This is a genomic window from Thioclava sp. F36-6 (assembly GCF_002020305.1).
GTDB lineage: Bacteria > Pseudomonadota > Alphaproteobacteria > Rhodobacterales > Rhodobacteraceae > Thioclava > Thioclava sediminum.
In genome coordinates, this window is the sequence record NZ_MPZX01000002.1 from 1,352,422 (window position 1) to 1,378,827 (window position 26,406).

Consider the following 26,406-nt stretch of genomic DNA (forward strand, 5'->3'; position numbering starts at 1 on the left):
CTGCGCCCCCCTTCGGAGATTGGCATAGAGTGCGCCCATGAGTGACGAGGTCCGTTTCGACAGGGGGCCGGACGGTCGGCCCTGCCGCTTCCGCGACCCCCATGAGGTCATCCGCGCCGATGCGCCGGAGGATCTGCCCGCAGCATTCGCGGCGATCACGCGCGCGCAGGACGAGGGGCGATGGCTGGCGGGGTTCGCCTCCTACGAGCTGGGCTATTGTCTGAGCGAACGCCTCGCACCGCTCTTGCCCGAGAACCGCGACCTGCCGCTGCTGGCCTTCGGGGCTTACGACGCGCCCGAGGATGTGCCGCCGCTGGTCTCGGAGAACGCGCCGCGGATCGAGCTGGGCGAGCCGCTCTGGTCGGAGGCGCGCTATGCCGAGGCCTTCCGGACGGTCCACGATTATATCGGCGCGGGTGATTGCTATCAGGTGAACCTGACTTTCCCGATCCCCGTGACGAGCGGCGCCGCGCCCGAGGCGCTATATGCGGCCCTGTCCAGCGCGGGCCAAGTCCCGCACGGGGCCGATGTCGCGCTAGCCGGGGTGCGCCTGCTGTCGCGCTCGCCCGAACTGTTTTTCCGGGCCGAGGGTGGCAAGATCGTCACCCGACCGATGAAAGGCACCCGCCCGCGCGGGGCGACGCCCGATGAGGACGCCGCGCTGAAATCCGATCTGATGGGGGCCGAGAAAGACCGCGCCGAGAACCTGATGATCGTCGATCTGCTGCGCAACGACATCTCGCGCATCTGTACGCCGGGCTCGGTCAAGGTGCCGCGCCTTTTCAAGGTCGAGACCTATCGCTCGGTCCACCAGATGATCTCGGAGATCGAAGGCGAACTGGTCCCCGGCACCGGCCTGCCCGAAATCCTGCGCGCGATGTTCCCCTGCGGCTCGGTCACCGGCGCGCCGAAAATCCGCGCGATGGAGATCATCCATGAGCTGGAACCCGACCCGCGCGGCATCTATTGCGGCGCGATCGGCTGGGCCGCGCCCGATGGCCGGATGGAGTTCAACGTCGCGATCCGGACGCTCATGCAGACCGGCCCCGGCCAATGGCGGGTGAATGTCGGCGGCGGGCTGGTCTATGACTCCACCGCCCACGGTGAATATGAGGAAGCGCTTTGGAAAACCCGGTTCCTGCAGATCTGAAACTGATCGAGACTTTCGGCTGGCATCCCGGCGAAGGCATCCGCCGCCGCGCCCGCCATATCGCGCGGCTGACGAGCAGCGCCGAGCAGCTTGGCTATCCGCTCGACGGAGAGGAACTGACGGCAGCCCTCGCGACAGTTTCCGGCGAGAACCCGCTGCGGGTGCGCCTGACCCTCGACGCGAAGGGCGCGCTTGAGATCACCTCTGCGCCGCTGACCCCGACAACCGCGTGGCGCCTCCATATCTCGGGCGTCACCCTCGACAGCCAGGATCCGATGCTGCGCCTCAAGACCACGGCGCGCGCGCCCTATGATGCCGCCCGCGCGGCCCTACCCGAGGGCGTGGACGAGGCGATCCTGCTCAATGAGCGCGGCGAGCTCTGCGAAGGCACGATCACCAATCTCTTCCTGAAACGCGGTGGAATCTGCCTGACCCCGCCGCTAACCTGCGGCTTGCTGCCAGGCATCCTGCGCGAGGAGATGCTGGAGACAGGGGCCGCCCGCGAAGCCGTCCTGCGGCCCGAAGACCTGGCGCAAGGCGAGGTCTTCATGGGCAACTCCCTGCGCGGCCTGATCCCCGCGCAGTTGTGATGCGACACGCAAACGCTTGCGCAGGTCGTGCAATGGCGAGATGATGAGCCCAAGAACGGAGGCAGCCATGCTCACCATCAGCCCGGCGAAAATCGCCCATGTCATCATCCGCGCCCGCAAGTTCGACGCGGACGTGCCCGGCTCGGGTCAGGCCCGCGAGTTGCGCGCCTTCATCGCGGCGCTGAACGAGGATGAAAAGGCATCGCTGACCGCGGTGATGTGGATCGGGCGCGACACCTATGACGCGTCGGAACTCGACGAGGCGATCGCCACCGCCAAGGCCGAGGCGACCGCGCCGACCGAGGATTACCTGCTGGGAAACCCGATGCTGGCCGATCATCTCGAAGACGGGCTGAATGCGCTCGGCATCTCGCTCGAAGAGGCCGAGGAAGACATCTACCCCACGGTCTGAGCCGCGCGCTCCGACCATCGGAAACGACAAAGGCGGCCCCCGCAGGAGCCGCCTTCCTCATTTCCAACATAGGCGCGCGTCACGCGGCACATGCCGCGCAAAGCGCCTCGGATCAGGCCACCAGACGATAGCCGCCCGATTCCGTCACCAGCAGGCGCGCATTCGAGGGATCGGGCTCGATCTTCTGACGCAGGCGATAGATATGCGTCTCGAGCGTGTGGGTGGTGACGCCCGCATTGTAGCCCCAGACCTCATGCAGCAGCACATCGCGCGGCACCACGCCGTCGGTCGCACGATAGAGGAACTTGAGGATGTTGGTTTCCTTCTCGGTCAGGCGCACCTTCCGGTCCTTGTCGTCCACCAGCATCTTCATCGCGGGCTTGAACGTATACGGGCCAAGCTGGAAGACGGCGTCTTCGGACTGTTCATGCGTGCGCAGCTGGGCGCGCAGACGGGCCAGAAGCACCGGGAACTTGAAGGGCTTGGTAACGTAGTCGTTGGCGCCGGAATCGAGGCCGAGGATCGTGTCGGCATCGGTGTCATGGCCGGTCAGCATCACGACCGGGCATTTCACGCCGCTCTTGCGCAGCTTCTTGCACAGCTCGCGGCCATCGGTATCGGGAAGGCCCACATCCAGCACGACGAGGTCGTAAAGCGTCGATTTCGCCTTATCTACCGCTTCGTGACCATTGCTGGCCTCGAAGACCTCGAAATCGTCGGTCGCGACGAGCTGCTCGGCGAGCGCCTCGCGCAGATCGTTGTCATCGTCAACCAAAAGGACCTTCTTCAATGATGCCATGTCCTGAGCCTCCATATGTGTTCGACGAATAGCTGTTGCCCTTTCACAGCGATGGCAAGGGTGGTGAAACCTATCTCACGCTGACGTGTCGAATCACCGGCAGATATTTCAATTTGTTACAGTCGAGGCTATCTCAGAGCGCATGACCGGCAATTTTTCCCTCGGGCCGAGCCCGGCTGAACGACTGAATCGCGCCCGCGCCGATCTGCGCATGGGGCTGCCCGTTTTGCTGTCCGATCACCTCACCGTGGCGGTCGAGACGCTCTCGCCCGAGCGGCTGGCCGCGTTGCGCGCGCTGGGGCCGCTGACGCTGGTCCTGACCGCGCGCCGGGCCGAGACGCTGAAAGCGCGCGTCTATGACGCCGATATCGCGCGGATCGAGGTGCCCGCTGACGCCGATCTGCTCTGGCTGCGCGCGCTCGCCGATCCGGCTGACGATCTGCGCGTGCCGATGAAAGGCCCGCTCAAGGCGCTCCGCGGCGGCGATGCGGACCTCGCCCGCGCCGCGATCCGGCTGGCGAAATCGGCGCAGCTTCTGCCGGCGGCGCTGATGGTCGCGGCGCCTGACCCTGCGCCGACGGGGCTGACCTGCATCACCGCCGAAGAGGCGCTCGCCGCCGCCGACATCCCGCAGGCTTTCGCCCCGGTCTCTGCCGCGCGCGTGCCGATGCGCGCCGCCGAAGCCGGTCGGCTACATATCTTCCGCCCCGACAATGGCGCAGAGGAGCATTACGCGATCGAGATCGGCCGTCCGGATCGCTCCAAACCCGTGCTCGCGCGGCTGCATTCGGCCTGCTTTACCGGCGACGTGCTGGGCTCGCTGAAATGCGATTGCGGCCCGCAGCTGGACGCGGCGCTGACGCTGATGGGGCATGAGGGCGCGGGCATCCTGCTCTATCTCAATCAGGAAGGGCGCGGGATCGGGCTGGCCAACAAGATGCGCGCCTATTCGCTGCAGGATCAGGGTTTCGACACGGTCGAGGCGAACCACCGCCTCGGCTTCGAGGATGACGAGCGCGATTTCCGCATCGGCGCGGCGCTGCTGCGCAAGCTCGGATTTTCGCAGGTGCGGCTGCTGACCAACAACCCTGCCAAGGTGGCAATGCTGGAAGCCAATGGCATCGACGTGACCGAGCGCGTGCCGCTGAAGGTCGGCATGAGCCGCCATAACGAGAACTACCTCGCTACCAAAGCCGCGAAATCGGGGCACATCCTGTGATGCGCCTGACGCCGACGGGCCTGCTGTTCCGCGGTCGCCGCTTCCCGGTCGAGATCGGCCGTGGTGGCATCAGCGGCGGCAAGCAGGAGGGCGACGGCGCGACTCCTTCGGGGCGGCTGCATATCCTGCGCATGTTCTACCGCGCGGATCGGATCGTGGCGCCTCAGGACTGGGCCGAACCGATCGGCCCGCGCGATCTGTGGTGCGACGCGTCCGGGGATTCGGCCTATAACCAACTGGTCCGCGCCCCCTACCCCGCCTCGCATGAGGCGATGCGGCGCGCCGATCCCCTCTATGACATCGTGCTGGTGACCGACTGGAACTACCCGACGGCAAAGGCAGGCAAAGGCTCCGCCATCTTCCTGCATCAGCGCCGCCGGGCGGGCTACCCGACTGCGGGCTGCCTCGCCTTTCGCCGCGATCACCTGATCTGGATTGCGCAGCGCATCACACCGGGTGAGCCGCTGGAGATTCCCCTTCGGCTTGGCGGAAATATCCTCCGGGGGTCCGGGGGCGGAAAGCCCCCGGCGCTCAACGCCCGCGACAAAGCTTAGGAATAGTCGCGCGCGCCGAAGATCGCCGAGCCCACACGCACATGGGTCGCGCCGGCGGCGATGGCTTTCTCGAAATCGGAACTCATCCCCATCGACAGACCGTCGAGACCGTTGCGCCCGGCCATCTCACCCAGCGTTGCGAAATGCGGCGCGGGGTCCTCGGATTCGGGCGGGATGCACATCAGCCCAACCACCGGCAGGTCCTTCGCGCGCATATCCGCGACGAAAGCGTCGAGATCATCGGGCAGCACGCCCGCCTTTTGCGGCTCGCACCCGGTATTTACCTGAATGAAGAGATCGGGCGAGGCCCCGCGCGTCTGCGCCAGATTGGCCAGCTTCTTGCCCAGCGAGGGCCGGTCGAGCGTGTGAATCGCCTCGAACAGCTCCACCGCCAGCTTCGCCTTGTTAGATTGCAGCGGCCCGATCATATGAACTTCGCAGCCGGGAAATTCCTCGCGCCAGGCGGGCCACTTGCCCTGCGCTTCCTGCACGTAGTTCTCGCCAAACAGCCGATGGCCTTCGCGCAGAACCGCCTCGACTCGCTCGGCGGGCTGAACTTTCGACACGGCGATCAGCTTCACCGATCCTGGCTCGCGCCCTGCCTCTGATTCCGCTTTCGCGATCCGCGCCTGAATCTCGCTCAGTCCCATCTGGCCCTCCCTCGTCAGCGCGCCCAAGAAACACCGAAGGGCCCAAAAAGAAAAGAGCGGGCGCAAGGCCCGCTCTTCCCATCGTTCTGTCCCGAAGGATTAGAACGAGAACTTCACGCCGAGGTCAGCAACCGCGTCCGAACCCGAAACGTCGGAGTCAGCGATACCGCCTTTGATCGACGCGCCGCCGCCGAGGTCGTACTCAGCGCCGAGACCGTACCAGGTCACGTCGGTGTTGGCGTTGTTGTCTTCAGCGTACTGGATGTAGCCGCCAACGGTGGTTGCGCCGAAGACCGACGAAGCACCGATGCCGTACCAATCAACGTCAGCATCCTGACCGCGGTGAGCGATCACGGCTTTGACCGAGGTGTTGCCGAACTGACCGACGCCAGCGAGCGAGATCATGTCGACGTCCATGTCGGTGCCCGAGAGCTGGTTGCGGCCGTTCGAGTACTCGTAGCCCATGCCAACGGTGTAGTTGCCGAAGGTGTAAGCGCCAGCGATGGCGTACTCTTGGGTGACCGAGGTGTCGGTAACGCCAACGGTGCCGTTGCCGACCGCGACCGGAACGCCGAGACCGCCGATGGTGGCGCCGTTCACCTTGCCGTCCGACATCGAGGCTGCGACCGAGAATGCACCGAAGGTGCCGGTGTACAGCAGGTTCGGGCCGGAGTTGGCGCAAGCGCTGACGCCGGTGGTGACCGAGGTGCAGTCGACGTTGCCGCCGTTGTCAGCCGTCAGGTAGCCGATGTCGTTCGAGCCGCCAGCCGACGACAGGTCGGTGTAGCCAACTTCGTAGAAGTCGCCGAACAGAGCTTCCGGAGCGCCGACAACGTCGCCCATCGAGAGCTTGCCGAACGCGCCCGAGATGTAGACCGAAGCCGAAGTGCCGCGGGTAGCAGCGATAGCTTGGTCAGCACGGACGGAGCCGCCGAACTCGAGGCCACCGTCGGTGGTGCCCGAAGCGGTGAACGAGACGCGGATGCGGCTCGAGAAATTCCAGTCGTCGCCGTTGTAGACGACACCCATGCGGCCGTCGCCGCCAACCGAGACCTCAGCGGCAGCGATGCCAGCCGAGAACACGAGCGCGGTCGTCGCGAAGAGAACCTTTTTCATCGTTTTCCCTCATTGTCTTACAGGTAACCCCCAACCTGGGGAATCCGAAGTTGGGTATGACGGTGTTTTCTCTCCCCACCCCTTTCATTGCAACTCAAAGCGCCCGCCCGGGTCGAATAGGGTGTTTGATGGTGCAGACATGTCACAGTAACGTCAGCGTGCAATTGCGGTTGGCCTCTGACACCGCCCTACAATGCCCCTTACACGCGCGTATAGCGGCATCGGGCGGCATTCCCCCGAGGCGCCGGTCGGTCGAAATCCGGGGGCAAAGGGGAAAAACCTTGTCGGGCTGGGGGCCATGAGCTAGAGAAAAGGCAATCAATGACGCAGGCCGACGGGGACAGCTTCGCATGACTTCCAGAACCCTTTTGAAACGCACGGCAATTCTGGGCGTGTGCCTCGTGCTCGCAGGCTGCGGCAAGGGTATCTCGAGCGGCAACATCTTCTCGGGTGGCAGCGGGGCTACCGCTTCACAGCGCGAAGCCAATCAGCTCGACCACACGCCCGGCTCGAACGAAGCCGTGATCGACGGCCCCACGCGCCGCGTTCAGAAGAAATCGACCGTTTGGGATATTTTCGGCGGAAATGGCGATCCGAACATCACCGTCGAAGTGAACAAGTATCTCTGGCAGGCTTCGCTCGAAGTGCTCGACTTCCTGCCGATTCAAGAGGTTGACCCCTTCTCCGGCGTCATCGTGACCGGCTATGGCACCCCGCCGGGCGGCGGTCGCGCCTATAAGGCCACGGTTTACGTTACCGACCCGGCGCTCGATGCGCGTTCGCTCAAAGTGTCGATCCGCACGCAGGGTGGCGCGGTCTCCGCCGATACGCAGCGCGCCGTGGAGAACGCGATTCTCACCCGCGCACGTCAGCTGCGGGTCCGCGACTCGCAACTCTGATTCCCGCAAGGCGACCGCAGGACGCATTCAGATCCCCGCCCGAGCCAGCCTCCGGCGGGGATATTTCTGTCCAAATGAGCGCGGCGGCTGGACCTCGCCCCCAAGGCCAGTGTAGCAAGCTCGCGCAGAATTCGACGTGATGAGGGGCCCGACATGGCACGCTACGAACCGAGCCAGAGCGAGACGAAATGGCAAGAGGCTTGGAACAAGGCGGATCTCTTCGCCGCGCGCCGTGACCCGGCCAAACCGAAATATTACGTCCTCGAGATGTTCCCCTACCCGTCGGGCCGCATCCATATGGGCCATGTGCGCAACTACACGATGGGCGACGTCGTCGCGCGCTATAAGATGGCCAAGGGCTTTTCCGTGCTGCATCCGATGGGCTGGGACGCCTTCGGGATGCCCGCCGAAAACGCCGCGATGGACAATAACGGCCACCCGAAGGACTGGACCTACGGCAATATCGCCGTGATGAAGGACCAGATGAAGCCGCTGGGCCTCTCGATCGACTGGTCGCGCGAATTCGCGACCTGCGACCCGGACTACTACGGTCAGCAGCAGGCGATGTTCATCGACATGCTCGAGGCCGGTCTCGTCTATCGCAAGAACGCGGTGGTGAACTGGGACCCGGTCGACATGACCGTGCTCGCCAATGAGCAGGTGATCGACGGCAAGGGCTGGCGCTCGGGCGCGGAAGTCGAACGCCGCGAGCTGACCCAGTGGTTCTTCAAGATCTCCGACTACGCCGAGGAATTGCTCGACGCGCTCGACAACCTGAAAGACTGGCCCGAGAAGGTGCGCCTGATGCAGGCCAACTGGATCGGCAAGTCGCGCGGTCTGCAATTCGCCTTCTCGACCGTCGATGCGCCGGAAGGCTTCGACCGGCTCGAAGTCTACACCACCCGCCCCGACACGCTGCGCGGCGCGAGCTTCGCGGCGATCTCGCCCGATCATCCGCTTGCTAAGCATCTGGAGCGGCACGATCCCAAGGTCGCGGAATTCGTCGCGAAATGCCGCGCAGGCGGCACGACCGAGGAAGCCATCGAAACCGCCGAGAAGCTGGGGATGGATACCGGCATCAAGGTCCGCCACCCGCTCGACACGAGCTGGGAACTGCCGGTCTATATCGCCAACTTCATCCTGATGGATTACGGCACCGGCGCGATCTTCGGCTGCCCGGCGCATGACGCGCGCGACTTCGAATTCGCGACGAAATACGAGCTGCCGATCACGCCCGTCTTCGAGCCGGTCGAGGGTGACTACCCTGAGGCCGAATACGTTCCGCTGAAATCCGAGAAAGTCCGCTACATCCGTGGTTTCGCGGGCGACGAAGTGCAGACCGGCGAAGAGGGCGTCGCGAGTGCGATCGCCTTCTGCGAGGAAAACGGCATCGGTCAGGGCGTGACCAAGTTCCGCCTGCGCGACTGGGGCCTGAGCCGCCAGCGCTACTGGGGCTGCCCGATCCCGGTCGTGCATTGCGAGACCTGCGGCGTGGTGCCGGAGAAGAAGGAAAACCTCCCCGTCGAGCTGCCCTATGACGAGGACGGCCAGAAGATCGACTTCTCGATTCCCGGCAACCCACTCGATCGTCATCCGAGCTGGCGCGACTGCACCTGCCCGAATTGCGGCGGGCCGGGTCAGCGCGAGACCGACACGATGGATACCTTCGTCGATTCGAGCTGGTATTACGCGCGCTTCACCTCGCCCGGTGCTACCACGCCGACCGATCCGGCCGAGGCCGAGTACTGGATGAACGTCGACCAATATATCGGCGGCATCGAGCACGCGATTCTGCACCTGCTCTATTCGCGCTTCTATGCCCGCGCGATGCACAAGACCGGCCACCTGCCCGCGAAAGCGATCGAGCCCTTCGACGCGCTGTTCACGCAAGGCATGGTGACGCATGAGATCTACCTCACGCGTGACGCCAAGAATCGTCCCGTCTACCACCTCCCGGAAGAGGTCGAAGACGGCAAGCTGAAGGCCACCGGCGAAGCGGTCGAGACCATCCCCTCGGCCAAGATGTCGAAATCGAAGAAGAACGTTGTCGATCCGATGAACATCATCGCCGAGTTCGGGGCCGATACCGCCCGCTTCTTCGTGATGTCCGACAGCCCCCCCGAGCGCGACGTCGAGTGGACCGCCGCCGGCGCCGAAGCCACGTCGAAATTCCTCGCCCGCGTGCACCGCATCGCCGACGACATCGCCAATTCGGATTCGCCCGCGAACGAGGCCGAGGATACGGCGCTCCTGAAGGCCACCCACAAGGCCATCGACGAAGTCACCAAGTCGATCGAGGGCTTCACCTTCAACAAGGCGGTCGCCACGCTTTACGGCCTGACCAACACGATGTCGAAATCGAAGGCCGGGGCCGAGACCAAGCGCGACGCGATGAAGCTGATGGCGCAGTTGCTGGCGCCGATGGTGCCGCACCTCGCCGAAGAGGTCTGGTCGATGCTGGGCGGCGAGGGCTTCGTGATCGCAGCCCGCTGGCCCGAGGCGGACCCGGCCCTTCTGGTCGAGGATTCGGTGACGCTGCCGATCCAGATCAACGGCAAGCGCCGCGCCGAGATCTCGGTGCCCAAGGATATGCCGAAGGAAGAGGTTGAAAAGCTGGTTCTGGCCGACGAAGCTGTCGTGAAGGCGCTGGCCGGTGGCCAGCCCAAGAAGCTGATCGTTGTGCCGGGGCGGATCGTCAATGTGGTCATCTGACAGACGCGGATTTCTGGGGCTCGCGGGGGCCGCTGGCCTTCTCGCGGGCTGCGGCTTCACCCCGGCCTACGGGCCTCAGGGTGGGGCGGCGAAACTCCTCGAAGGGGTCGAACCGGCTGCGCCCACGACGCGCGACGCTTTCGCCCTTGTTCAGCAGCTGAACGCGCGGTTGGGGGCCTCGCAGGTCACCCGCTACCGGCTCGACTACAAGATCGACACCGAGTCGCTCGGTCAGGGCATCTCGCCCGACAACGCCACGACCCGCTATCAGCTCAACGGCACGGTGGATTACACGCTGCGCGATGCGGCGGATAATGCCGTGCTGCTGACCGGGCGCGTCACCTCCTTCACCTCGTGGTCCGCGACCGGCACCGTCGTCGCCTCGCAGGCCGCTCAGGAAGACGCGCATCGCCGCCTGATGGTAATCCTCGCCGATCAGATCGTGACGCGACTTCTGTCACAAGCGCCGGGTCTGCCGGAATGAAGCTGACCGGCGTAGCAGCGACCCGCTATTTCGCCAAACCCGAGCCAGAGCGCACCGGCCTGCTGATCTTCGGGGGCGATGCGATGCGCGTGGCGCTGCGGCGGCAGGAAGTCATCGCCGCACTGATCGGCCCGAAGGGCGAAGAAGAGATGCGCCTGAGCCGGATCGCGGGCGGCGATCTGCGCAAGCAACCCTCGCTGCTGCTCGATGCGATCAAGGAGGTCGGCTTCTTCCCCGGCCCGCGCGTGGCCTTCGTCGAAGACGCGACCGATGCGGTCTCGGACGCGGTGAAGACCGCGCTCGACGAATGGCGCGAAGGCGATGCGCAGATCGTGGTCACCGCAGGCTCGCTCGCCGCGAAATCGAAGCTGCGCAAAGCCTTCGAGGGCCATAACAACGCCTATTCCGTCGGGATTTACGACGACCCGCCGAGCCGCGAGGAGATCGAGGATATCCTGCGCCGCGCCGGTCTGCGCGACATCTCGAACGACGCGATGACCGACCTCGTGGCGCTGTCGCGGGCGCTCGATCCGGGCGATTTCCGCCAGACCGTCGAGAAGATCTCGCTCTACAAATTCGGCGACACCACGCCACTTGGCCCCGCCGATGTGGCCGCCTGCGCGCCGTCTTCGGTCGAGGCGGGCGTCGATGACGTGCTCTCGATCGTGGCCGAGGGCCGCGCACCAGAGCTTGGCCCGGTGATGCGGCGTCTGGAAAGCCAAGGGGTGCAGCCCGTGCAGCTCGCCATCGCCGCGATGCGCCATTTCCGCGCGCTGCATGCCGCGGCCTCCGACCCGCAGGGCCCCGGTGCAGGCATCGCGCGGATGCGCCCGCCGATCTTCGGCCCGCGCCGCGACCGGATGCAGCGGCAGGCGCAAAGCTGGGGCATGTACAAGCTGGAGACCGCGCTGAAGGAACTGGTCGAGACCGATCTGACGTTGCGCTCCGCCAGCCGCGCGCCGCAAATGGCGGTGATGGAGCGCGCGCTGATGCGGCTCGCGATGCTGGCCCGGCGGTGAGCGCGGCGGCGAAATCCGCGCTCGTCATCGGTGGCGGCCCGGCGGGCCTGATGGCAGCCGAGGAACTGGCGCGGGCCGGCGTCTCCGTCACACTGGCAGAGGCCAAACCGACGCTCGCGCGCAAATTCCTGATGGCGGGAAAATCCGGACTGAACCTGACGAGGGACGAGCCGCTCGACGCCTTCCTGTCGCACTATTCCCACCCGCAGATCGCCGCGATCACCCGCGAATTCAGCCCCGAGGCGACGCAGAGTTTCGCCCGCGATCTGGGTGTCGAGCTGTTTACCGGCTCCACCGGTCGGGTCTTCCCGACCGTGATGAAAGCCTCGCCGATGCTGCGCGCCTGGATCGCGCGGCTCGAATCTCTTGGCGTCACGATCCGCACCCGCTGGCGCTGGCAAGGCTTCGACGGCGCAGCGCTGATCTTCGACACGCCCGAGGGGCGCCAAAGCCTCACGCCAGATGCCACGGTACTCGCGCTCGGCGGCGCAAGCTGGCCGCGGCTTGGCTCGGATGCCGCATGGGTGCCATGGCTGAGCGCGAAAGGCGTGGAAATCGCCCCCTTCGCCCCCGCCAATATGGGCTTCGAGATCGACTGGTCGGCGCATATGGCAAGCCAGCTGGGCCAGCCCGTGAAAGGTGCAGCGCTGATTACGCCGACGCGGCGCACGCGCGGCGAATTCGTGATATCGGAGCGCGGGCTCGAAGGCGGCGGCATCTATGAACTCTCCGCCGAATTGCGCGAGGGCGCGCCGCTGAGCCTCGATCTCGCCCCGGATCAAAGCGCCGAAGACCTCGCCGCGCGGCTTGCGAAAATCCCGCCGAAACAGAGCCTGACCAACCGCCTGCGCAAAGGCGCGAAGCTGGACCCGGTGAAGCTCGCGCTCGCGCTGGAATGGGGCCGCCCGCTGCCCAAGGACCCGGCGCAGCTTGCAGCAACGCTCAAATCTCTGCGTATCCCGCTCGGCCCGCCGCGCCCGATCGCCGAGGCGATCTCCAGCGCGGGCGGCATCGCATGGGACAGCCTCACCGACGATCTGGAACTGACAGCCCTGCCCGGCGTCTTCGCCGCGGGCGAGATGCTCGACTGGGAGGCCCCGACGGGCGGCTACCTGCTGACCGCCTGCCTCGCTTCAGGCCGCCATGCCGGGCGCGCCGCGGCCCAACGGCTCTCTTCCCCTTGATGTAAATATCCCGGGGGAGGTCCGTAGGACCGGGGGCAGAGCCCCCTCTTTCCGCATTGCTTGTCGCCCTCCGGCGACCGGGGGCAGCGCCCCCCTCACCCGTCGCGCATCGCCACCGCCCAGGCCGATCACCGAACGCTCACGCCGCATCCCATCCGCGTGCATCCGCGGGGGTCTCACCCAGTGGTGATGGTGCGTGAGCGGGACTGTCACCAAATTGCCAAACGCCGTTCCTAGCGAGATGCCACGCGCCCGTAGCTCACGGGGAAGCTGCCATTTGAATGAGGGACTTTAGATGACCGACACGCTCCGCCTCACCAGTGCCGTCAGCGCACTCGCGCTGACTTGCGCCGCCGCGACCGCCCAAGCGGGCACCACCGCCGCCGCCGACACCCAGACCGCCACCCCGATCAAGCATCTCGTGGTGATCTTTCAGGAAAACGTCTCCTTCGACCATTACTTCGCGACCTACCCGAAAGCCGCGAACCCCAAGGGCGAGCCGCAATTCACCGCCGCGAAAAACACGCCCAAGGCCGATACGCTCGCAAGCGCCGGTCTGCTGAAGAACAACCCCAACAAGACCAATTCCGCGAATGGCGCGAATGCCGCCGCCCCGTTCCGCCTCGACCGGACGCAGGCCGCGACTGCGGACCAGAACCACGGCTACACCGCCGAGCAGGCCGCGTTCCACGGTGGCAAGATGGATGCCTTCCCGGCCAATACCGGCAAGGGCACCAAAGGCGGCACGGGCGCCTTCGGCACCAAGGGGCAGGTGATGGGCTATTATGACGGCAACACCGTCACCGCGCTGTGGAACTATGCGCAGGCCTACGCGATGAACGACAACGCCTTCTCGAGCACTTTCGGCCCCTCGACGCCCGGCGCGATCAACCTCGTCTCGGGCCAGACCAATGGCGCGGTGCTGCCCAAGGGCTACAAGCTCGCGGCCGATGGCACCTATGACAAGGGCCGCGTCGTGCCCGACGGCAATGGCGGCTGGACGATGATCTCGGATCTCGACCCGACCGGCGATGTCTGCTCGAACCCAAAATACCCGACCACGCTGATGGGCGGCAAGAATATCGGCGATCTGCTGAACGCGAAACACGTCACCTGGGGCTGGTTCGAGGGCGGCTTCGATCTGACCGCGGTGAACGGCAACGGCACAACCGGCTGCGACCGCTCGTCGCTCTCGCAGGTGACCGGCGAGACCTCGAAGGACTACATCCCCCACCACGAGCCCTTCCAGTATTACAAATCGACCCAGAACCTCGATCACACCCGGCCCGCCTCGGTCGATGCGATCGGCACCTCGGACGATGGCGGCGCGAACCACCAATATGACAGCAAGGATTTCTACGCTGCGCTGAAGAACGGCAACTTGCCGGCGGTGACGTTCCTGAAAGCGTCCGCCTATCAGGACGGTCATGCGGGCTATTCCGACCCGCTCGACGGGCAGGAATTCATCGTCAACGCGGTCAACGCGCTGCAGAAATCGAAGGACTGGAAGGACACCGCGATCGTCGTGACCTATGACGACTCCGATGGCTGGTATGACCACGCGATGGCGGTGGTGAACGGCTCGAACATCCCGGTCGCGGGCTATGACGTGCTCAATGGCGGCAAATGCGCCAGCGACAAGACGCTGCCCGGTCTCGACGGCAAGCCGGCGCAGGGTCGCTGCGGCTACGGCACCCGCATCCCAATGCTGGTGATCTCGCCCTATGCGAAGAAGAACGCGGTGGATCACACGCTGGTCGATCAATCCTCGGTCACCAAGTTCATCGAGGATAACTGGCTGAACGGGCAGCGCATCGGTCAGGGCTCCTTCGACGCACAGGCGGGCACGCTCAACGGCATGTTCGACTTCTCGAAAGCGGCCAATGGTAAGCTGATCCTCGACCCTGCCACCGGCACCCCGAAGGGTTGAGGCGATGAGATTGCCGAACCTACGATTGATCACTCCCAAGAAGATCCGTTCGGCAGAGGGGGCCGCGAGCATCACGCTCGCGGCCTTCCTTTCGGCCGCCTCCGTCGGGGCGGCGTCCGGGCCTGCGCCGGATGCGCGCCCTCAGGGCGATGCCGATCTGAGCGCGGTAGCCGCGATCGGCAAGGCGCTGTTTTCCGACCCCACGCTGTCAGCCAGTGGCCAGATGAGCTGCGCGAGCTGCCACGACCCGAAGAACCATTTCGCGCCATCGAATGCCCGCGCGGTGCAGCTTGGCGGGCCGCATCTCGACCTGCCCGGGCTGCGCGCGGTGCCCTCGCTCACCTATAGGCGCCAGACGCCGCCCTTCACCTTCGGCGTGCTCGACCCGACCTCGGAGGCGGGCGAGGCCGCACCGCAGGCGGTCGCACAGCAGGGGGCGGGCGCGAAAGAGACTGCAGGGCCAAGCGCCTCCACGCAGCCCGCGCCGCGAAAAACCGCCGGTGCGCCCGCTGCCGCGAGCCCGGTGCCGCGCGGCGGTCTGTTCTGGGACGGGCGCGCGGATACGCTGCAAGAGCAGGCGCTGGCCGTCCTCTTCACCCATTTCGAGATGGCAGAGCCCGAGCGCGCAACCCTCGCCGCGACCCTGCGAGCGCGCTACGGCGACCGCTTCGCGCAGCTCTTCGGCGGGTCCGTGCGTGACGACGACAAGATGCTGATCGACGAGGCTGCCTTCGCGCTGTCGCGCTACCAGACCGAGGCGGTGGAATTTCACCCCTATACCAGCAAATACGATGCCGTTCTCGCGGGTGAGGCGCAGCTGTCGCCCCCAGAGGCCCGCGGGCGTGCGCTTTTCGACGATCCGAGGAAAGGCAATTGCGCGGCCTGTCATCTCGACACGCGGTCCGCCGACGGTCGTCCGCCGCAATTCACCGATTACGAATACGAGGCGCTCGGCGTGCCGCGCAACCCGGCGATCCCGGCCAATGCCGATCCGCATTATGTCGATCTCGGCCTCTGCGGCCCGCTGCGCCATGATGCGATTTCGACGCAGCCCGGCAATTGCGGGATGTTCAAGACCCCGAGCCTGCGCAATGTCGCGACCCGGCACGTCTTCTTTCACAACGGGGTCTATACGAGCCTGAAACAGGTGCTGCGTTTCTACGCCAAGCGCGACAGCGACCCGCGCGCGATCTATCCCATACGCGACGGTCAGGTTGAGCGGTTCGACGATCTGCCCGCCCGCTATCAGGGAAATATCGACCGCGCCGATGCGCCGTTCGGACGCGCGCCCGAGGATGGCGACGCGCTGACCGAGGCCGATCAGGCGGATATCATCGCCTTCCTGCAAACCCTCACCGACGGCTACTCACCCTCGGACGAGTGAATTGGGTCAAGGCTGATTGCCGGTGCGGAGTGGGGGCTCGCAGGCCGCCCCCTCACCCGTCGCGCATCGCCACCGCGCGCTTATAGGCAGGTCGCGCCCGCATCCGATCGTGATATTCGCTCAACCGATGCTCGACGATCGGAAACTTCGCCATCAGCGCCCAGTCGAGGCAATGCGCCAGAATGATATCGGGCACGGTCATTTCATCGCCCATCACGTACTCGCCCTCGCCCATCCGATGGATCAGCGTGCGCTGCGATCGCTCGAACTCCCAGCGCAGCGAATTCTTGATGCCCGACAGCCGCAACTCCTCCGGCAGGATGAAGCTGTGCCGCGCCGCCGTCCAAAGATTCGCGTCGAATTCATCGAGCAGGAATTGCGTCAGGCTGTCCTGCCGCGCGCGTTCCAGCGTGCCCGCCTCATGGGTAAATTTCCCATGCGCATCCGCGAGATAGGTGAGGATCGCCGTGGAATCGGTGATCGGCGTGCCGTCGATGACCAGCACCGGCACCTTGCCCGCCGGGTTGAAAGCGACGACATCGTCCGAGCGCGGCGCGGCCCGCACATGCTGATACTCCGCGCCCAGTTCCTCCAGCATCCACAGCACGCGCAGCGTCCGCGAGCCGACCGTTCCGATAACCGTATACATCCTGCCTCCCGTCGAAAGTCGCGACATTGGGCCACGGCTGCGGGGGAGGTTCAAGGGCACCGCACAATCATCTCCGCGCGATTGTGACCCGGACAAGCCCGCGATTGACGCGCTGCAGCATACATGTCGAAATGCGGCCCGCGCGGAAGGGAGATCCGCCGGGAGATGTAAAATGACGCAAGCCAAACTGTTCACGCCGGTTCTGATCGGCGGTGCCGTGATCCTGATGCTGAGCTTCGCCATCCGGGCGAGCTTCGGCGTTTTCCAGATTCCGATCGCCAGCGAGTTCAACTGGCCACGCGCCGAATTCTCGCTCGCCATCGCGGTACAGAACCTCGCCTGGGGGATCGGGCAGCCGATCTTCGGCGCGATTGCCGAGCGCTGGGGCGACCGGCTCGCGATCATCCTCGGCGCGCTGGTCTATGCCCTGGGGCTGGTCCTGTCGGCCTTCGCGGTGGAGCCGGGGCAGCATCAGCTTCTGGAAATCCTCGTGGGCTTCGGCATCGCGGGCACGGGCTTCGGCGTGATCCTTGCGGTTGTGGGACGCGCGACCTCCGACGAGAACCGCTCGCTCGCGCTTGGCATCGCGACAGCGGCAGGTTCCGCCGGGCAGGTCTTCGGCGCCCCGATGGCGGAGCTGCTGCTGGGCCATTTCCCGTGGCAGACGGTCTTCGTGATCTTCGCCGCCGTGATCCTGGCCTCGCTGGCCTTCCTGCCGCTGATCCGCGCGCCCGAACGCGCCAGCCGCGAGGACTTGGCCGAGAGCATGGGCAGCGTCCTGATGCGCGCCTTCCGCGATCCGTCTTACACGCTGATCTTCCTCGGCTTCTTCTCCTGTGGCTATCAGCTTGGCTTCATCACCGCGCATTTCCCCGCGATGGTGACCGAGATGTGCGGCGCGGTGCCGCCCGGATCGCTGCTCGCCGGGATCGGGATCGAGACGACCTCGGCGCTTGGCGCGGCGGCGATCTCGGTAATCGGGCTGGCCAATATCGTGGGCACGATCTACGCGGGCTGGGCGGGCAAACGCTGGTCGAAGAAATACCTGCTGGCCGGGATTTACCTGCTGCGCACCTTCGTCGCGGGCGCCTTCATCCTGACGCCGATGACGCCCGCGACGGTGCTGATCTTCTCGCTCGCGATGGGGGCGCTGTGGCTTGCGACCGTACCGCTGACGTCGGGGCTGGTCGCGCATATCTACGGGCTGCGCTACATGGGCACGCTTTACGGGATCGTCTTCTTCTCGCACCAGGTGGGCGCCTTCCTCGGCGTCTGGCTTGGCGGCAAGCTCTACGACATCTACGGCGATTACACGCTGGTCTGGTGGGTCGGCGTGGGCGTCGGCGCATTCTCGGCCATCGTGCACCTGCCGGTGCGCGAGAAACGGGTCGAGCTTCAGCCCGCCTGATCGAGCAGCGCGCGCAGCCCTTCGCGGTAATCTGGGTAGCGGAGCGTGACGCCAAGGTCGCGTTTGATCTTGTCGTTCCGCACCCGTTTGCTCTCGGCATAGAAGCTGCGTGCCATCGGGCTGAGATCGGCCTCCTCGAACGGCACCTCGGGCGGCAGCGGCAGATCGAGCAGCTCCGCGGCATAGGCGATCACATCCTGCGGCGGTGCGGGATCGTCGTCGCAGACATTATAGACCGCGCCCGGATCGGGATTGTCGATCGAGGCCAGCAGCACCTGCGCGATATCCTCGACATGGATGCGCGAGAAGACCTGCCCCTCCTTGACGATCCGCCGGGCCTTGCCCTGCCGCACCTTCTCGAAGGGCCCGCGCCCGGGGCCATAGATCCCCGCGAGCCGAAAGATATGCAGCGGCAGGTCATGGGCTGCGGCCAGCGCGCCCCAAGTCGCCTCGGCCTCCACCCGCGCCTGTCCGCGCTTGGTCGAGGGGGTCAGCGGCGTCGCCTCATCGACCCAGCCGCCCGCGTGATCGCCATAGACGCCGACCGTTGAAAGATAGCCGATCCACTCCATATGCTGCGCTGCAGCAATTTCGGAATGCTGCGCAGCGAGAACCGGGTCGCCCTCGGGTCCGGGGGCTACGGAAGTCAGCAAATGCGTCACCTGATCGAGCGGCAGAGGCCCGCCTTCCCAGATCAGCGGCTCCACGCCTTCGCTGCGCAGCATTTCGGCCTTCTCGGCGCTGCGCGTGGTGCCGATCACCCGCCACCCGCGCGCCAGAAGAAGCGGCGCGAGGGCACGGGCGGAATAGCCATGTCCGATGGAAAGAAGCGTCGGCATCACGGCCCCCTTTGCGTTTCTGTCATCCGTCATAGGTAGAGGCTGTGTGAAGGCATAACAACGTCTCTTGAACCTTCCCGCACGCAATGACAGGCTTGGACATGGAACAGAAGAACAAGATCAAATCCTGGCCCGAAGCCGCACCGCGATTGATTGCCGTGGCTGCCGGGCGCGAACCCGCCGACCTCGTGATCCGGGGTGGCAAATGGGTCAATGTCCACACACGTGAGGTTCTCGAAGGCTACGATATTTCCGTGGCCGAAGGGCGATTTGCCGCCGTGGCTCCCGATCTGTCGGACAGCATCGGACCCGACACCGAAGTGATCGAGGCCGAGGGGCGCTACATGGTGCCGGGCCTGTGCGACGCGCATATGCATATCGAGAGCGGCATGCTGACGCCCGCCGAATTCGCCGCCGCCGTGATCCCGCATGGCACGACGAGCATGTTCACCGATCCGCATGAGATCGCGAATGTGCTGGGGCTCGACGGCGTGCGGATGATGCATGACGAGGCGCTGATGCAGCCGGTCAACATCTTCACCCAGATGCCCTCCTGCGCGCCTTCCGCGCCGGGGCTGGAGACGACCGGTTTCGAGATCACCCCCGAAGACGTGGCCGAGGCGATGACATGGCCCGGCATCATCGGTCTGGGCGAGATGATGAACTTCCCCGGCGTGATCAATGCCGACCCGAAGATGCTGGCCGAGATCGCGGCGACGCAGAACGCGCATAAGACCGTGGGCGGGCATTACGCCTCCCCCGATCTGGGCGCGCCGTTCCGTGCCTATGTCGCGGGCGGGCCCGCCGACGATCACGAGGGCACCTGCGAGGCCGACGCGATCGCGCGGGTGCGCAACGGGATGCGCTCGATGATGCGGCTGGGCTCGGCTTGGTATGACGTGGAGACGCAGATCACGGCGGTCACCGAGAAGGGTCTAGACCCGCGCAACTTCATCCTGTGCACCGACGACTGCCATTCCGGCACGCTGGTGAATGACGGCCACATGAACCGCGTCTTCCGCCATGCGGTGGAGTGCGGGGCCGATCCTCTGGTCGCGCTGCAGATGTGCACGCTCAACACCGCGACCCATTTCGGGCTCGAGCGCGAATTGGGCTCGATCACGCCGGGCCGCCGGGCCGATGTGATCCTGACCTCGGATCTGGCGACCCTGCCTGTCGAGCAGGTCATCGCGCGGGGCAAGACGGTCGCGAAGGATGGCGAGCTACTGGTGGACTGCCCGCATTACGACTGGCCCGACAGCGCCCGCAACACGGTGCATCTGGGCAAGACCCTGACGGCTGCGGATTTCGAGATTGCCGCGCCGGAGGGGGCCAACACGGTCACCGCCCGCGTGATCGGCGTCGTCGAGAACCAGGCGCCGACCAAGGCGCTGACTGCAGAGCTGGACGTGACCGACGGGCTCGCCCAGCCCGACACCGCCAAGGACATCGCACAGATTGCGCTGGTGGAACGCCATCAAGGCACCGGCGGCGTCACCAACGGCTTCGTCTCGGGCTTCGGCTACAAGGGGCGCATGGCCATGGGCTCGACCGTGGCGCACGACAGCCACCACATGATCGTGGTCGGCACCGACCGCGAGATGATGGCCGCCTGCGCCAATGCGCTTGGCGAGATGGGCGGCGGGGTCTCCGTCTGGAAGGACGGGGAAGAGATCGCCGCCGTGCCGCTGCCGATCGCAGGGCTGATGTCGGACGATCCGGCCCAAACGGTGGCCGCGCGCGCCGCCAAGATGGTCGAGGCGATGGGCGCCTGCGGCTGCACTTTGAACAACGCTTACATGCAGCATTCGCTGCTCGCGCTCGTCGTCATTCCCGAGATCCGCATTTCGGATCTGGGCCTCGTCGACGTGACGCGTTTTGAACTGACGGATCTTTTTGAATGAACGACACACTAGACCTCATCACTCCGGAAACCGCAGCTGCGGAGACCTTCACCGATGCCGCCGAGGCGGTTGCCCGGCTCGAGGCGCTCTACGACGAGGCGACCGCCTTCCTGCTCGAGAAATTCAACGAGACGCTCGAGAGCAAGACCGCGCGGAACCGCTTTCGCGCCTTCTACCCGGAAGTGCGCATCTCCGTCTCCTCGCATATCAAGGCCGATAGCCGCTTGAGCTTCGGCCATGTGGCGCTGCCGGGCACCTACACGGCGACGATCACGCGGCCAGACCTGTTCCGCAACTACCTGACGCAGCAGCTGGGCCTGCTGATCAAGAACCACAACATCCCGGTCACGATCGGCCCCTCGGACACGCCGATCCCGGTGCATTTCGCCGTGGCCGCGCATCCGGAAGTGACCGTGCCGCAGGAAGGCGTGCTCGATTTCAGCCTGCGGGACGTCTTCGACGTGCCGGACCTTGCGGGAATGAACGACGATATCGTCAACGGCATGGCGGGGCCGAACCCGGACGGCTCTGGCCATCTTGCACCCTTCACCGCGCAGCGGGTGGATTACTCGCTGGCGCGCCTGTCGCATTACACCGCCACCAAGGCCGAGCATTTCCAGAACCACGTCCTGTTCACGAACTACCAGTTCTACGTGGATGAGTTCGAGGCCGTCGCGCGGCGCCTGCTGGGCGACAAGGACTCGGGCTACACGAGCTTCGTGGCCCCCGGCAATCAGGAGATCACCGACCCGCAGGACGAGATTCCGGGCCTCGCGAAACTGCCGCAGATGCCCGCCTATCACCTCAAGCGTGCGGATGGCGGCGGGATCACGCTAGTCAATATCGGCGTCGGCCCGTCTAATGCGAAGACCGCGACGGACCACATCGCCGTGCTGCGCCCGCATGCCTGGCTGATGGTCGGGCACTGCGCGGGCCTGCGCAATTCGCAGCAGCTAGGGGACTTCGTCCTCGCCCACGCCTATCTGCGCGAAGACCATGTGCTCGACGACGATCTGCCCGTCTGGGTGCCGATCCCGGCGCTGGCCGAGATCCAGATCGCGCTGCAGGAAGCGGTGGCCGAAGTGACGAAGCTGGAAGGCTACGAGCTGAAGCGGATCATGCGGACCGGCACTGTCGCCACCATCGACAACCGCAACTGGGAGTTGAGAGACCAATCCGGCCCGGTTCATCGCCTGAGCCAGTCACGCGCGGTTGCGCTCGATATGGAAAGCGCCACGATCGCGGCGAATGGCTTCCGCTTCCGGGTGCCCTACGGCACGCTTCTCTGCGTCTCGGACAAACCGCTGCATGGCGAGCTGAAGCTGCCGGGCATGGCGACCGAATTCTACCGCACGCAGGTGGCGAGCCATTTGCTGATCGGCATCCTCGCGATGGAGAAACTTCGCGAGATGCCTCTGGATCGGATTCACAGCAGGAAATTGCGTAGCTTCGAGGAAACAGCTTTTCTGTGACGTGGGAAAAACCCGCCCATTCTGGGAAAAGGGCTTGCCATGCTCAATAAAAACGTGTGGAACATGGCCCACCAACCGTGCAACGCGGACGAAATTGACCCTGGATTACCGGGGCGGAGAGAGGAACGAATATGTCGAAACCGATGACCAAGACCCAGCTGGTGGCAGCCCTCGCCGAGGCGATGGACGCCGACAAGAAGACGGCTTCGGCCGCACTCGACGCGATCACCGACGTCGTCACCAAAGAAGTGTCGAACGGCGGCGCCGTTACCCTGCCGGGCATTGGCAAAGTCTACTGCCGCGAGCGCCCCGAGCGCATGGTCCGCAACCCGGCCACCGGCGAGCAGATGCAGAAGCCGGCTGACAAGCAGGTCAAAGTGACCGTGGCGAAAGCGCTCAAGGACAGCGTGAACTCCTGATCGCAGGACTCTCTCAATCGAGGGACAGCCAATTTTTTAGGGCGCTCGCGAGCAATCGGGGCGCCCTTTTTCAGGCCCGGAGGAAAGATGGATCTGCGCGCGATCGGAATGGGGCTCGCCTTTGCCCTGATGTGGTCTTCGGCTTTCACATCCACGCATATCATCGTGGCAGAGGCTCCACCCCTTGCAGCCCTTGCCCTGCGCTTCGCGCTGTCCGGGGGGATAGGCATCGCGCTGGCGCTGGCCTTCGGCCAAAGCTGGCGGCTGAGCCGGGCGCAATGGCGCGCCACGATCATCTTCGGAATTTGCCAAAACGCGCTCTACCTAGGGTTTAACTGGGTCGCGATGACCACGGTCGAAGCCTCGGTCGCGGCGATCATCGCCTCGACCATGCCGCTGATCGTCGGCGCACTCGGCTGGATCGTCTTCCGCGACCGGATTCCCCCTCTCGGCATCGCCGGGCTGGTGGCAGGCTTCGCGGGCGTCGGCATCATCATGGGTGCGCGACTGCAGGGCGGGATCGACCCGTTCGGCCTGGGCCTCTGCGTCGCGGGCGCACTGGCGCTGGCGGTGGCGACGCTCACCGTACGCGGCGCGAGCGGCGGCGGTGGCGGCGTGCTGATGATCGTCGGCCTGCAGATGCTGGTGGGCGCGGTGAGCCTCGCCGTCGTCTCCGCCTTCACCGAGCATCTCTCTGTCGAGGTGACGCCGACACTGGCATTCGCCTTCACCTACACGGTGATCGTACCGGGGTTGATGGCGACCTGGGTCTGGTTCCGGTTGGTGGGCCGCATCGGCGCGGTGCGCGCGGCGACCTTCCACTTCCTGACGCCCGTCTTCGGCGTCGCGATCGCCTGGGCGGTGCTGGGCGAGCATGTCGACTGGCACGACGCGCTTGGCGTTCTGGTGATCGCAGGCGGCATTCTCGCGGTGCAGATCTCAAAGCAAGAGGCGCGGAGGTAACCCCCCGCGCCCCTGAACTTTACGCCTAGCAATTCACGAGCCGCGCAGCACCTGCAGCAGCTCCAGCGTGGCGTAGCCATCGGGCGGCAGACCGCGCGATTTCTGGAAGGCCACGATCGCCTTCGACGTATTCGCACCGATCTTGCCGTCCGTGCCGTCCGTATCGAAGCCCGCCGCGGTCAGCCGCTCCTGCAGCTCGACCTTCTGCTTGGAACTGAGCGGCTTGCCGGTGCGGGGCCAATCCTGCACGAAGGGCCCCTTCCCTTTCAGACGATCCGACAGATGCCCCACGCCGATCACGTAGCTGTCGGCGGAGTTGTAGCGCGAGATCGCGCGGAAGTTGCCGAAGATCATGAAGGCGGGCCCCTTCGCGCCCGCTGGCACGAGGATCGACGCCGAACCGTAATTCGGCACCGTGCCGCCCGTGGCCGAGCGCACGCCAAGCGCCGCCCAGTCGGCAGGGCTCTTCTTCGTACCCTTGCCGGTGAGGCCGTAGTTGAAGCCTGAGGGCAGGATGACCTCCACGCCCCAAGGCTGCCCCTTCGACCAGCCCGAGCGCGCCAGGTAGGCCGCCGTCGAGGCCAGCGCATCAGTCGGGTCTTCCGACCAGATATCACGCCGACCATCGCCGGTGAAATCGACAGCATAGGACAGGTAGGAGGTCGGGATGAACTGCGTGTGGCCCATCGCCCCGGCCCAGGAGCCGGTCATGTGCCGCTCGTCCACATCGCCCGACTGGATGATCTTGAGCGCCGCGATCAGCTGCTTGGCGAAGAACTCGCCGCGCCGCCCGTCATAGGCCAGCGTCGCCAGCGCGGGGATGATCGCGGTCTTGCCACGATAGGCGCCGTAGCGGCTTTCCATGCCCCAGATCGCGACGACGACCTCTTTGTCGACGCCGTATTTGCGCTCGATCGCGTTCAGCTGCCGGTCGTATTGGCGCAGCATCTGCTTGCCGGTTGCGACGCGCTCATCCGAAACCGCGCTGTCGAGGTAATCCCAGATCGACTTGGTGAATTCCGATTGGTAGCGGTCGCGCTCGATCACCTTGGGATTGTAGCGCACATCGGCCATCGCGCGATTCCAGGTGTATTCGGTGATGCCGTTCGCCAGCGCACGGGATTTGAACCCCGCGAGGAAGGACTCGAAACGCGCTTCCGTCGCGGCGTCCGTCGGCGGGATCGGGTCCGCCACGGGCGCGCTGCCCCGCGCCAGCGGCCGGGGCGAGGATTCGGGAGGCCCCGCACAGGCCGAAAGCGCAGAAAATGCCATAAATGTCAGTGGGATGATCTTGCCGGGAATTGCCATGGTGCCTGCTCGCTGTTTTGCTCTTTGAACCAGTGTATCAACGGTTCGTGAGGTTTCAACGGGCGTCAAAAGACACTCAATGGCTTACTGCAGCGGCTTCTTGTCGTTGCCGAAAAACGGCTCCATCTGAGCGATGATCACGGAGTTCTCGTCGAGCGCGCGTTGCATCAATTCACGCTCCGCATCGTCGATCTCATGGCCCTGTTTCTCGCGTTCCGCGAGCGTCCCGTAACCCGTCACGTCAAGCGGCGCCATCTCGGCCTGCTTGAGGATCGCCACGGTCTCGCGCACGGCCTCGGCCTCGTCCACGCCCGAGGCGTAGCACAGCAGTCCCGCCCCGGACGCGCCTTTCGGCAGACCGTCATTGGGCGAACGACCAACCTCGACCAGCAGGGTAAAGACCTGCTGGCGCGAGGGTTTCTTCTTGGGCTTTTCCGGCTTCTCAGTCACGCAGCAGCTCGTTGATGCCGGTCTTCGACCGGGTTTGCGCATCGACGCGCTTCACGATCACCGCGCAATACAGGTTGATGCCGTTCTTGGAAGGCATCGAGCCCGACACGACGACCGAATAGGGCGGCACTTCGCCATACATCACGTCGCCGGTCTCGCGATCGACGATCTTGGTCGACTTGCCGATATAGACGCCCATGCCCAGAACCGAGCCTTCGCGGACGATGCAGCCTTCGACGACTTCCGAGCGCGCGCCGATGAAGCAGTTGTCCTCGATGATGGTCGGGCCGGCCTGCATCGGCTCCAGCACGCCGCCGATCCCGACGCCGCCCGAGAGGTGCACGCCCTTACCGATCTGCGCGCAGCTGCCGACGGTGGCCCAAGTGTCGACCATCGTGCCCTCGTCGACATAGGCGCCGAGATTCACGAAGGAGGGCATCAGCACCACGCCCGGCGCGATATAGGCCGACTTGCGCACGATGCAGTTCGGCACGGCGCGGAAACCGCCGGCTTTCCACTCTTTGTCGCCCCAGCCTTTGAACTTGCTGTCGACCTTGTCCCACCAGTGGCCGCCCTGCGGGCCGCCATCCTGCTGCTCCATGTCCTTCAGACGGAAGCCGAGCAGCACCGCCTTCTTGGCCCATTGGTTCACATGCCAGTCGCCGTTCTCGCGTTTCTCCGCAACACGCAGCTCGCCGCGATCCAGCGCGTTGAGCGTATCTTCGATGGCCTCGCGGGTCTCACCGCCGGTCGAGGGCGTGATGGTGTCGCGGGCTTCCCAAGCGGCTTCGATTGCAGTTTCGAGCGCGGCGTTCGACATGGGCAAATCCTCTTTCAGGTGGCCTTTACAGCGTTCACGCTATAGTTGGTCAAAGCGAAACGCGCAATGAGC

General features: G+C 65.3%; 25 protein-coding genes. 17 read left to right on the top strand and 8 right to left on the bottom strand.

The window, feature by feature from the left end; all coding sequences use genetic code 11:
* Positions 1–37 precede the first annotated feature (37 nt).
* From BMI88_RS13725 to BMI88_RS13735, 3 genes are all read left to right on the top strand, one after another.
* Positions 38–1,150 carry an aminodeoxychorismate synthase component I gene (locus BMI88_RS13725; RefSeq protein ID WP_078549495.1) on the top strand — a complete coding sequence of 371 codons (1,113 nt, stop codon included), beginning with the start codon at positions 38–40 and terminating at the stop codon, positions 1,148–1,150.
* Positions 1,123–1,740 carry an aminotransferase class IV family protein gene (locus tag BMI88_RS13730; protein WP_078549497.1) on the top strand — a complete coding sequence of 206 codons (618 nt, stop codon included), beginning with the start codon at positions 1,123–1,125 and terminating at the stop codon, positions 1,738–1,740. Before BMI88_RS13725 ends, BMI88_RS13730 begins: the two co-directional genes overlap by 28 nt.
* Before the next feature lie 67 nt (positions 1,741–1,807).
* Positions 1,808–2,152, top strand: a complete 345-nt coding sequence (locus tag BMI88_RS13735; RefSeq protein ID WP_078549499.1) for a DUF3775 domain-containing protein — start codon at positions 1,808–1,810, stop codon at positions 2,150–2,152.
* 112 nt (positions 2,153–2,264) lie between these two features.
* On the opposite strand, the gene BMI88_RS13740 is transcribed toward BMI88_RS13735, so the two are convergent.
* Positions 2,265–2,951, bottom strand: coding sequence for a response regulator transcription factor (locus BMI88_RS13740; protein ID WP_078521549.1), 687 nt, complete (start codon positions 2,949–2,951; stop codon positions 2,265–2,267).
* Positions 2,952–3,093: 142 nt separating this feature from the next.
* Here BMI88_RS13740 and ribA point away from each other — a divergent pair, with 142 nt between their 5' ends.
* Both ribA and BMI88_RS13750 read left to right on the top strand, forming a co-directional pair.
* Positions 3,094–4,170, top strand: a complete 1,077-nt coding sequence (gene ribA / locus BMI88_RS13745) for a GTP cyclohydrolase II (protein WP_078549501.1) — start codon at positions 3,094–3,096, stop codon at positions 4,168–4,170.
* On the top strand, positions 4,170–4,724 hold the full coding sequence (locus BMI88_RS13750) for a L,D-transpeptidase family protein (protein WP_078549503.1): 555 nt from the start codon (positions 4,170–4,172) through the stop codon (positions 4,722–4,724). Before ribA ends, BMI88_RS13750 begins: the two co-directional genes overlap by 1 nt.
* Here BMI88_RS13750 and BMI88_RS13755 read toward each other — a convergent pair.
* Positions 4,721–5,374, bottom strand: a complete 654-nt coding sequence (locus tag BMI88_RS13755) for a YggS family pyridoxal phosphate-dependent enzyme (protein WP_078549505.1) — start codon at positions 5,372–5,374, stop codon at positions 4,721–4,723. The two genes, BMI88_RS13750 and BMI88_RS13755, sit on opposite strands and share 4 nt — an antisense overlap.
* Before the next feature lie 99 nt (positions 5,375–5,473).
* Positions 5,474–6,490: a porin gene (locus tag BMI88_RS13760; protein WP_078549507.1), complete on the bottom strand. Its 1,017-nt coding sequence runs from the start codon at positions 6,488–6,490 to the stop codon at positions 5,474–5,476.
* A 350-nt stretch (positions 6,491–6,840) separates the two neighbouring features.
* Between BMI88_RS13760 and BMI88_RS13765 the strand changes: the two genes are divergently transcribed.
* From BMI88_RS13765 to BMI88_RS13790, 7 genes are all read left to right on the top strand, one after another.
* Positions 6,841–7,389 (top strand): DUF3576 domain-containing protein, encoded by a 549-nt coding sequence (locus BMI88_RS13765; RefSeq protein ID WP_078549509.1) that lies wholly within the window; start codon positions 6,841–6,843, stop codon positions 7,387–7,389.
* Between the two features lie 153 nt (positions 7,390–7,542).
* On the top strand, positions 7,543–10,101 hold the full coding sequence (gene leuS / locus BMI88_RS13770; protein WP_078549511.1) for a leucine--tRNA ligase: 2,559 nt from the start codon (positions 7,543–7,545) through the stop codon (positions 10,099–10,101).
* A complete protein-coding gene (lptE, locus tag BMI88_RS13775; RefSeq protein WP_078549513.1) occupies positions 10,088–10,585 on the top strand; it encodes an LPS assembly lipoprotein LptE in 498 nt (165 codons plus the stop codon). The genes leuS and lptE overlap by 14 nt, the downstream gene beginning before the upstream one ends.
* The gene (gene holA, locus BMI88_RS19625) at positions 10,582–11,604 is read left to right on the top strand and encodes a DNA polymerase III subunit delta (protein ID WP_093477030.1); all 1,023 of its coding nucleotides are present in this window, start codon (positions 10,582–10,584) and stop codon (positions 11,602–11,604) included. The genes lptE and holA overlap by 4 nt, the downstream gene beginning before the upstream one ends.
* The gene (locus BMI88_RS13780; RefSeq protein WP_168173987.1) at positions 11,601–12,788 is read left to right on the top strand and encodes a TIGR03862 family flavoprotein; all 1,188 of its coding nucleotides are present in this window, start codon (positions 11,601–11,603) and stop codon (positions 12,786–12,788) included. The genes holA and BMI88_RS13780 overlap by 4 nt, the downstream gene beginning before the upstream one ends.
* Before the next feature lie 295 nt (positions 12,789–13,083).
* A complete protein-coding gene (locus tag BMI88_RS13785) occupies positions 13,084–14,718 on the top strand; it encodes an alkaline phosphatase family protein (RefSeq protein ID WP_078549517.1) in 1,635 nt (544 codons plus the stop codon).
* 4 nt (positions 14,719–14,722) lie between these two features.
* The gene (locus tag BMI88_RS13790) at positions 14,723–16,102 is read left to right on the top strand and encodes a cytochrome c peroxidase (RefSeq protein ID WP_078549519.1); all 1,380 of its coding nucleotides are present in this window, start codon (positions 14,723–14,725) and stop codon (positions 16,100–16,102) included.
* Between the two features lie 52 nt (positions 16,103–16,154).
* Here BMI88_RS13790 and BMI88_RS13795 read toward each other — a convergent pair whose 3' ends face one another.
* Positions 16,155–16,751 (bottom strand): glutathione S-transferase family protein, encoded by a 597-nt coding sequence (locus BMI88_RS13795; RefSeq protein ID WP_078521569.1) that lies wholly within the window; start codon positions 16,749–16,751, stop codon positions 16,155–16,157.
* Positions 16,752–16,923: 172 nt separating this feature from the next.
* On the opposite strand from BMI88_RS13795, the gene BMI88_RS13800 reads away from it, so the two are divergent.
* Complete coding sequence (locus BMI88_RS13800) at positions 16,924–18,159, top strand: MFS transporter (RefSeq protein WP_078549521.1); 1,236 nt, start codon at positions 16,924–16,926, stop codon at positions 18,157–18,159.
* Here the strand turns inward: BMI88_RS13800 and BMI88_RS13805 are convergent.
* Positions 18,147–18,998, bottom strand: coding sequence for an SDR family oxidoreductase (locus BMI88_RS13805; protein ID WP_078549523.1), 852 nt, complete (start codon positions 18,996–18,998; stop codon positions 18,147–18,149). The two genes, BMI88_RS13800 and BMI88_RS13805, sit on opposite strands and share 13 nt — an antisense overlap.
* A gap of 101 nt (positions 18,999–19,099) precedes the next feature.
* Between BMI88_RS13805 and ade the strand changes: the two genes are divergently transcribed.
* The 4 genes from ade (at position 19,100) to BMI88_RS13825 (ending at position 23,756) form a co-directional block, all read left to right on the top strand.
* A complete protein-coding gene (gene ade / locus BMI88_RS13810) occupies positions 19,100–20,902 on the top strand; it encodes an adenine deaminase (RefSeq protein WP_078549525.1) in 1,803 nt (600 codons plus the stop codon).
* Positions 20,899–22,374 carry an AMP nucleosidase gene (locus BMI88_RS13815; protein WP_078549527.1) on the top strand — a complete coding sequence of 492 codons (1,476 nt, stop codon included), beginning with the start codon at positions 20,899–20,901 and terminating at the stop codon, positions 22,372–22,374. The genes ade and BMI88_RS13815 overlap by 4 nt, the downstream gene beginning before the upstream one ends.
* 131 nt (positions 22,375–22,505) lie before the next feature.
* Positions 22,506–22,793: an HU family DNA-binding protein gene (locus BMI88_RS13820; protein WP_075776797.1), complete on the top strand. Its 288-nt coding sequence runs from the start codon at positions 22,506–22,508 to the stop codon at positions 22,791–22,793.
* 87 nt (positions 22,794–22,880) lie between these two features.
* Positions 22,881–23,756 (top strand): DMT family transporter, encoded by an 876-nt coding sequence (locus BMI88_RS13825; RefSeq protein WP_078542491.1) that lies wholly within the window; start codon positions 22,881–22,883, stop codon positions 23,754–23,756.
* Between the two features lie 33 nt (positions 23,757–23,789).
* Here the strand turns inward: BMI88_RS13825 and BMI88_RS13830 are convergent, their stop codons facing one another.
* The 3 genes from BMI88_RS13830 to dapD form a co-directional block, all read right to left on the bottom strand.
* Positions 23,790–24,950, bottom strand: coding sequence for a lytic murein transglycosylase (locus BMI88_RS13830; protein ID WP_232621672.1), 1,161 nt, complete (start codon positions 24,948–24,950; stop codon positions 23,790–23,792).
* A 198-nt stretch (positions 24,951–25,148) separates the two neighbouring features.
* The gene (locus BMI88_RS13835) at positions 25,149–25,514 is read right to left on the bottom strand and encodes a hypothetical protein (protein ID WP_078521582.1); all 366 of its coding nucleotides are present in this window, start codon (positions 25,512–25,514) and stop codon (positions 25,149–25,151) included.
* Complete coding sequence (gene dapD, locus BMI88_RS13840; protein WP_078521584.1) at positions 25,507–26,334, bottom strand: 2,3,4,5-tetrahydropyridine-2,6-dicarboxylate N-succinyltransferase; 828 nt, start codon at positions 26,332–26,334, stop codon at positions 25,507–25,509. Before dapD ends, BMI88_RS13835 begins: the two co-directional genes overlap by 8 nt.
* Between the last annotated feature and the right edge of the window lie 72 nt (positions 26,335–26,406).

What these genes read in the sequence shown, in the direction of transcription:
- BMI88_RS13725 (WP_078549495.1), top strand. Translation starts at nt 38, where the DNA reads ATGAGTGACGAGGTCCGTTTCGACAGGGGGCCGGACGGTCGGCCCTGC.
- BMI88_RS13735 (WP_078549499.1), top strand. Translation starts at nt 1,808, where the DNA reads ATGCTCACCATCAGCCCGGCGAAAATCGCCCATGTCATCATCCGCGCC.
- BMI88_RS13740 (WP_078521549.1), bottom strand. Translation starts at nt 2,951, where the DNA reads ATGGCATCATTGAAGAAGGTCCTTTTGGTTGACGATGACAACGATCTG.
- ribA (WP_078549501.1), top strand. Translation starts at nt 3,094, where the DNA reads ATGACCGGCAATTTTTCCCTCGGGCCGAGCCCGGCTGAACGACTGAAT.
- BMI88_RS13750 (WP_078549503.1), top strand. Translation starts at nt 4,170, where the DNA reads ATGCGCCTGACGCCGACGGGCCTGCTGTTCCGCGGTCGCCGCTTCCCG.
- BMI88_RS13755 (WP_078549505.1), bottom strand. Translation starts at nt 5,374, where the DNA reads ATGGGACTGAGCGAGATTCAGGCGCGGATCGCGAAAGCGGAATCAGAG.
- BMI88_RS13760 (WP_078549507.1), bottom strand. Translation starts at nt 6,490, where the DNA reads ATGAAAAAGGTTCTCTTCGCGACGACCGCGCTCGTGTTCTCGGCTGGC.
- BMI88_RS13765 (WP_078549509.1), top strand. Translation starts at nt 6,841, where the DNA reads ATGACTTCCAGAACCCTTTTGAAACGCACGGCAATTCTGGGCGTGTGC.
- leuS (WP_078549511.1), top strand. Translation starts at nt 7,543, where the DNA reads ATGGCACGCTACGAACCGAGCCAGAGCGAGACGAAATGGCAAGAGGCT.
- lptE (WP_078549513.1), top strand. Translation starts at nt 10,088, where the DNA reads ATGTGGTCATCTGACAGACGCGGATTTCTGGGGCTCGCGGGGGCCGCT.
- holA (WP_093477030.1), top strand. Translation starts at nt 10,582, where the DNA reads ATGAAGCTGACCGGCGTAGCAGCGACCCGCTATTTCGCCAAACCCGAG.
- BMI88_RS13785 (WP_078549517.1), top strand. Translation starts at nt 13,084, where the DNA reads ATGACCGACACGCTCCGCCTCACCAGTGCCGTCAGCGCACTCGCGCTG.
- BMI88_RS13790 (WP_078549519.1), top strand. Translation starts at nt 14,723, where the DNA reads ATGAGATTGCCGAACCTACGATTGATCACTCCCAAGAAGATCCGTTCG.
- BMI88_RS13795 (WP_078521569.1), bottom strand. Translation starts at nt 16,751, where the DNA reads ATGTATACGGTTATCGGAACGGTCGGCTCGCGGACGCTGCGCGTGCTG.
- BMI88_RS13800 (WP_078549521.1), top strand. Translation starts at nt 16,924, where the DNA reads ATGACGCAAGCCAAACTGTTCACGCCGGTTCTGATCGGCGGTGCCGTG.
- BMI88_RS13805 (WP_078549523.1), bottom strand. Translation starts at nt 18,998, where the DNA reads ATGCCGACGCTTCTTTCCATCGGACATGGCTATTCCGCCCGTGCCCTC.
- ade (WP_078549525.1), top strand. Translation starts at nt 19,100, where the DNA reads ATGGAACAGAAGAACAAGATCAAATCCTGGCCCGAAGCCGCACCGCGA.
- BMI88_RS13815 (WP_078549527.1), top strand. Translation starts at nt 20,899, where the DNA reads ATGAACGACACACTAGACCTCATCACTCCGGAAACCGCAGCTGCGGAG.
- BMI88_RS13820 (WP_075776797.1), top strand. Translation starts at nt 22,506, where the DNA reads ATGTCGAAACCGATGACCAAGACCCAGCTGGTGGCAGCCCTCGCCGAG.
- BMI88_RS13825 (WP_078542491.1), top strand. Translation starts at nt 22,881, where the DNA reads ATGGATCTGCGCGCGATCGGAATGGGGCTCGCCTTTGCCCTGATGTGG.
- dapD (WP_078521584.1), bottom strand. Translation starts at nt 26,334, where the DNA reads ATGTCGAACGCCGCGCTCGAAACTGCAATCGAAGCCGCTTGGGAAGCC.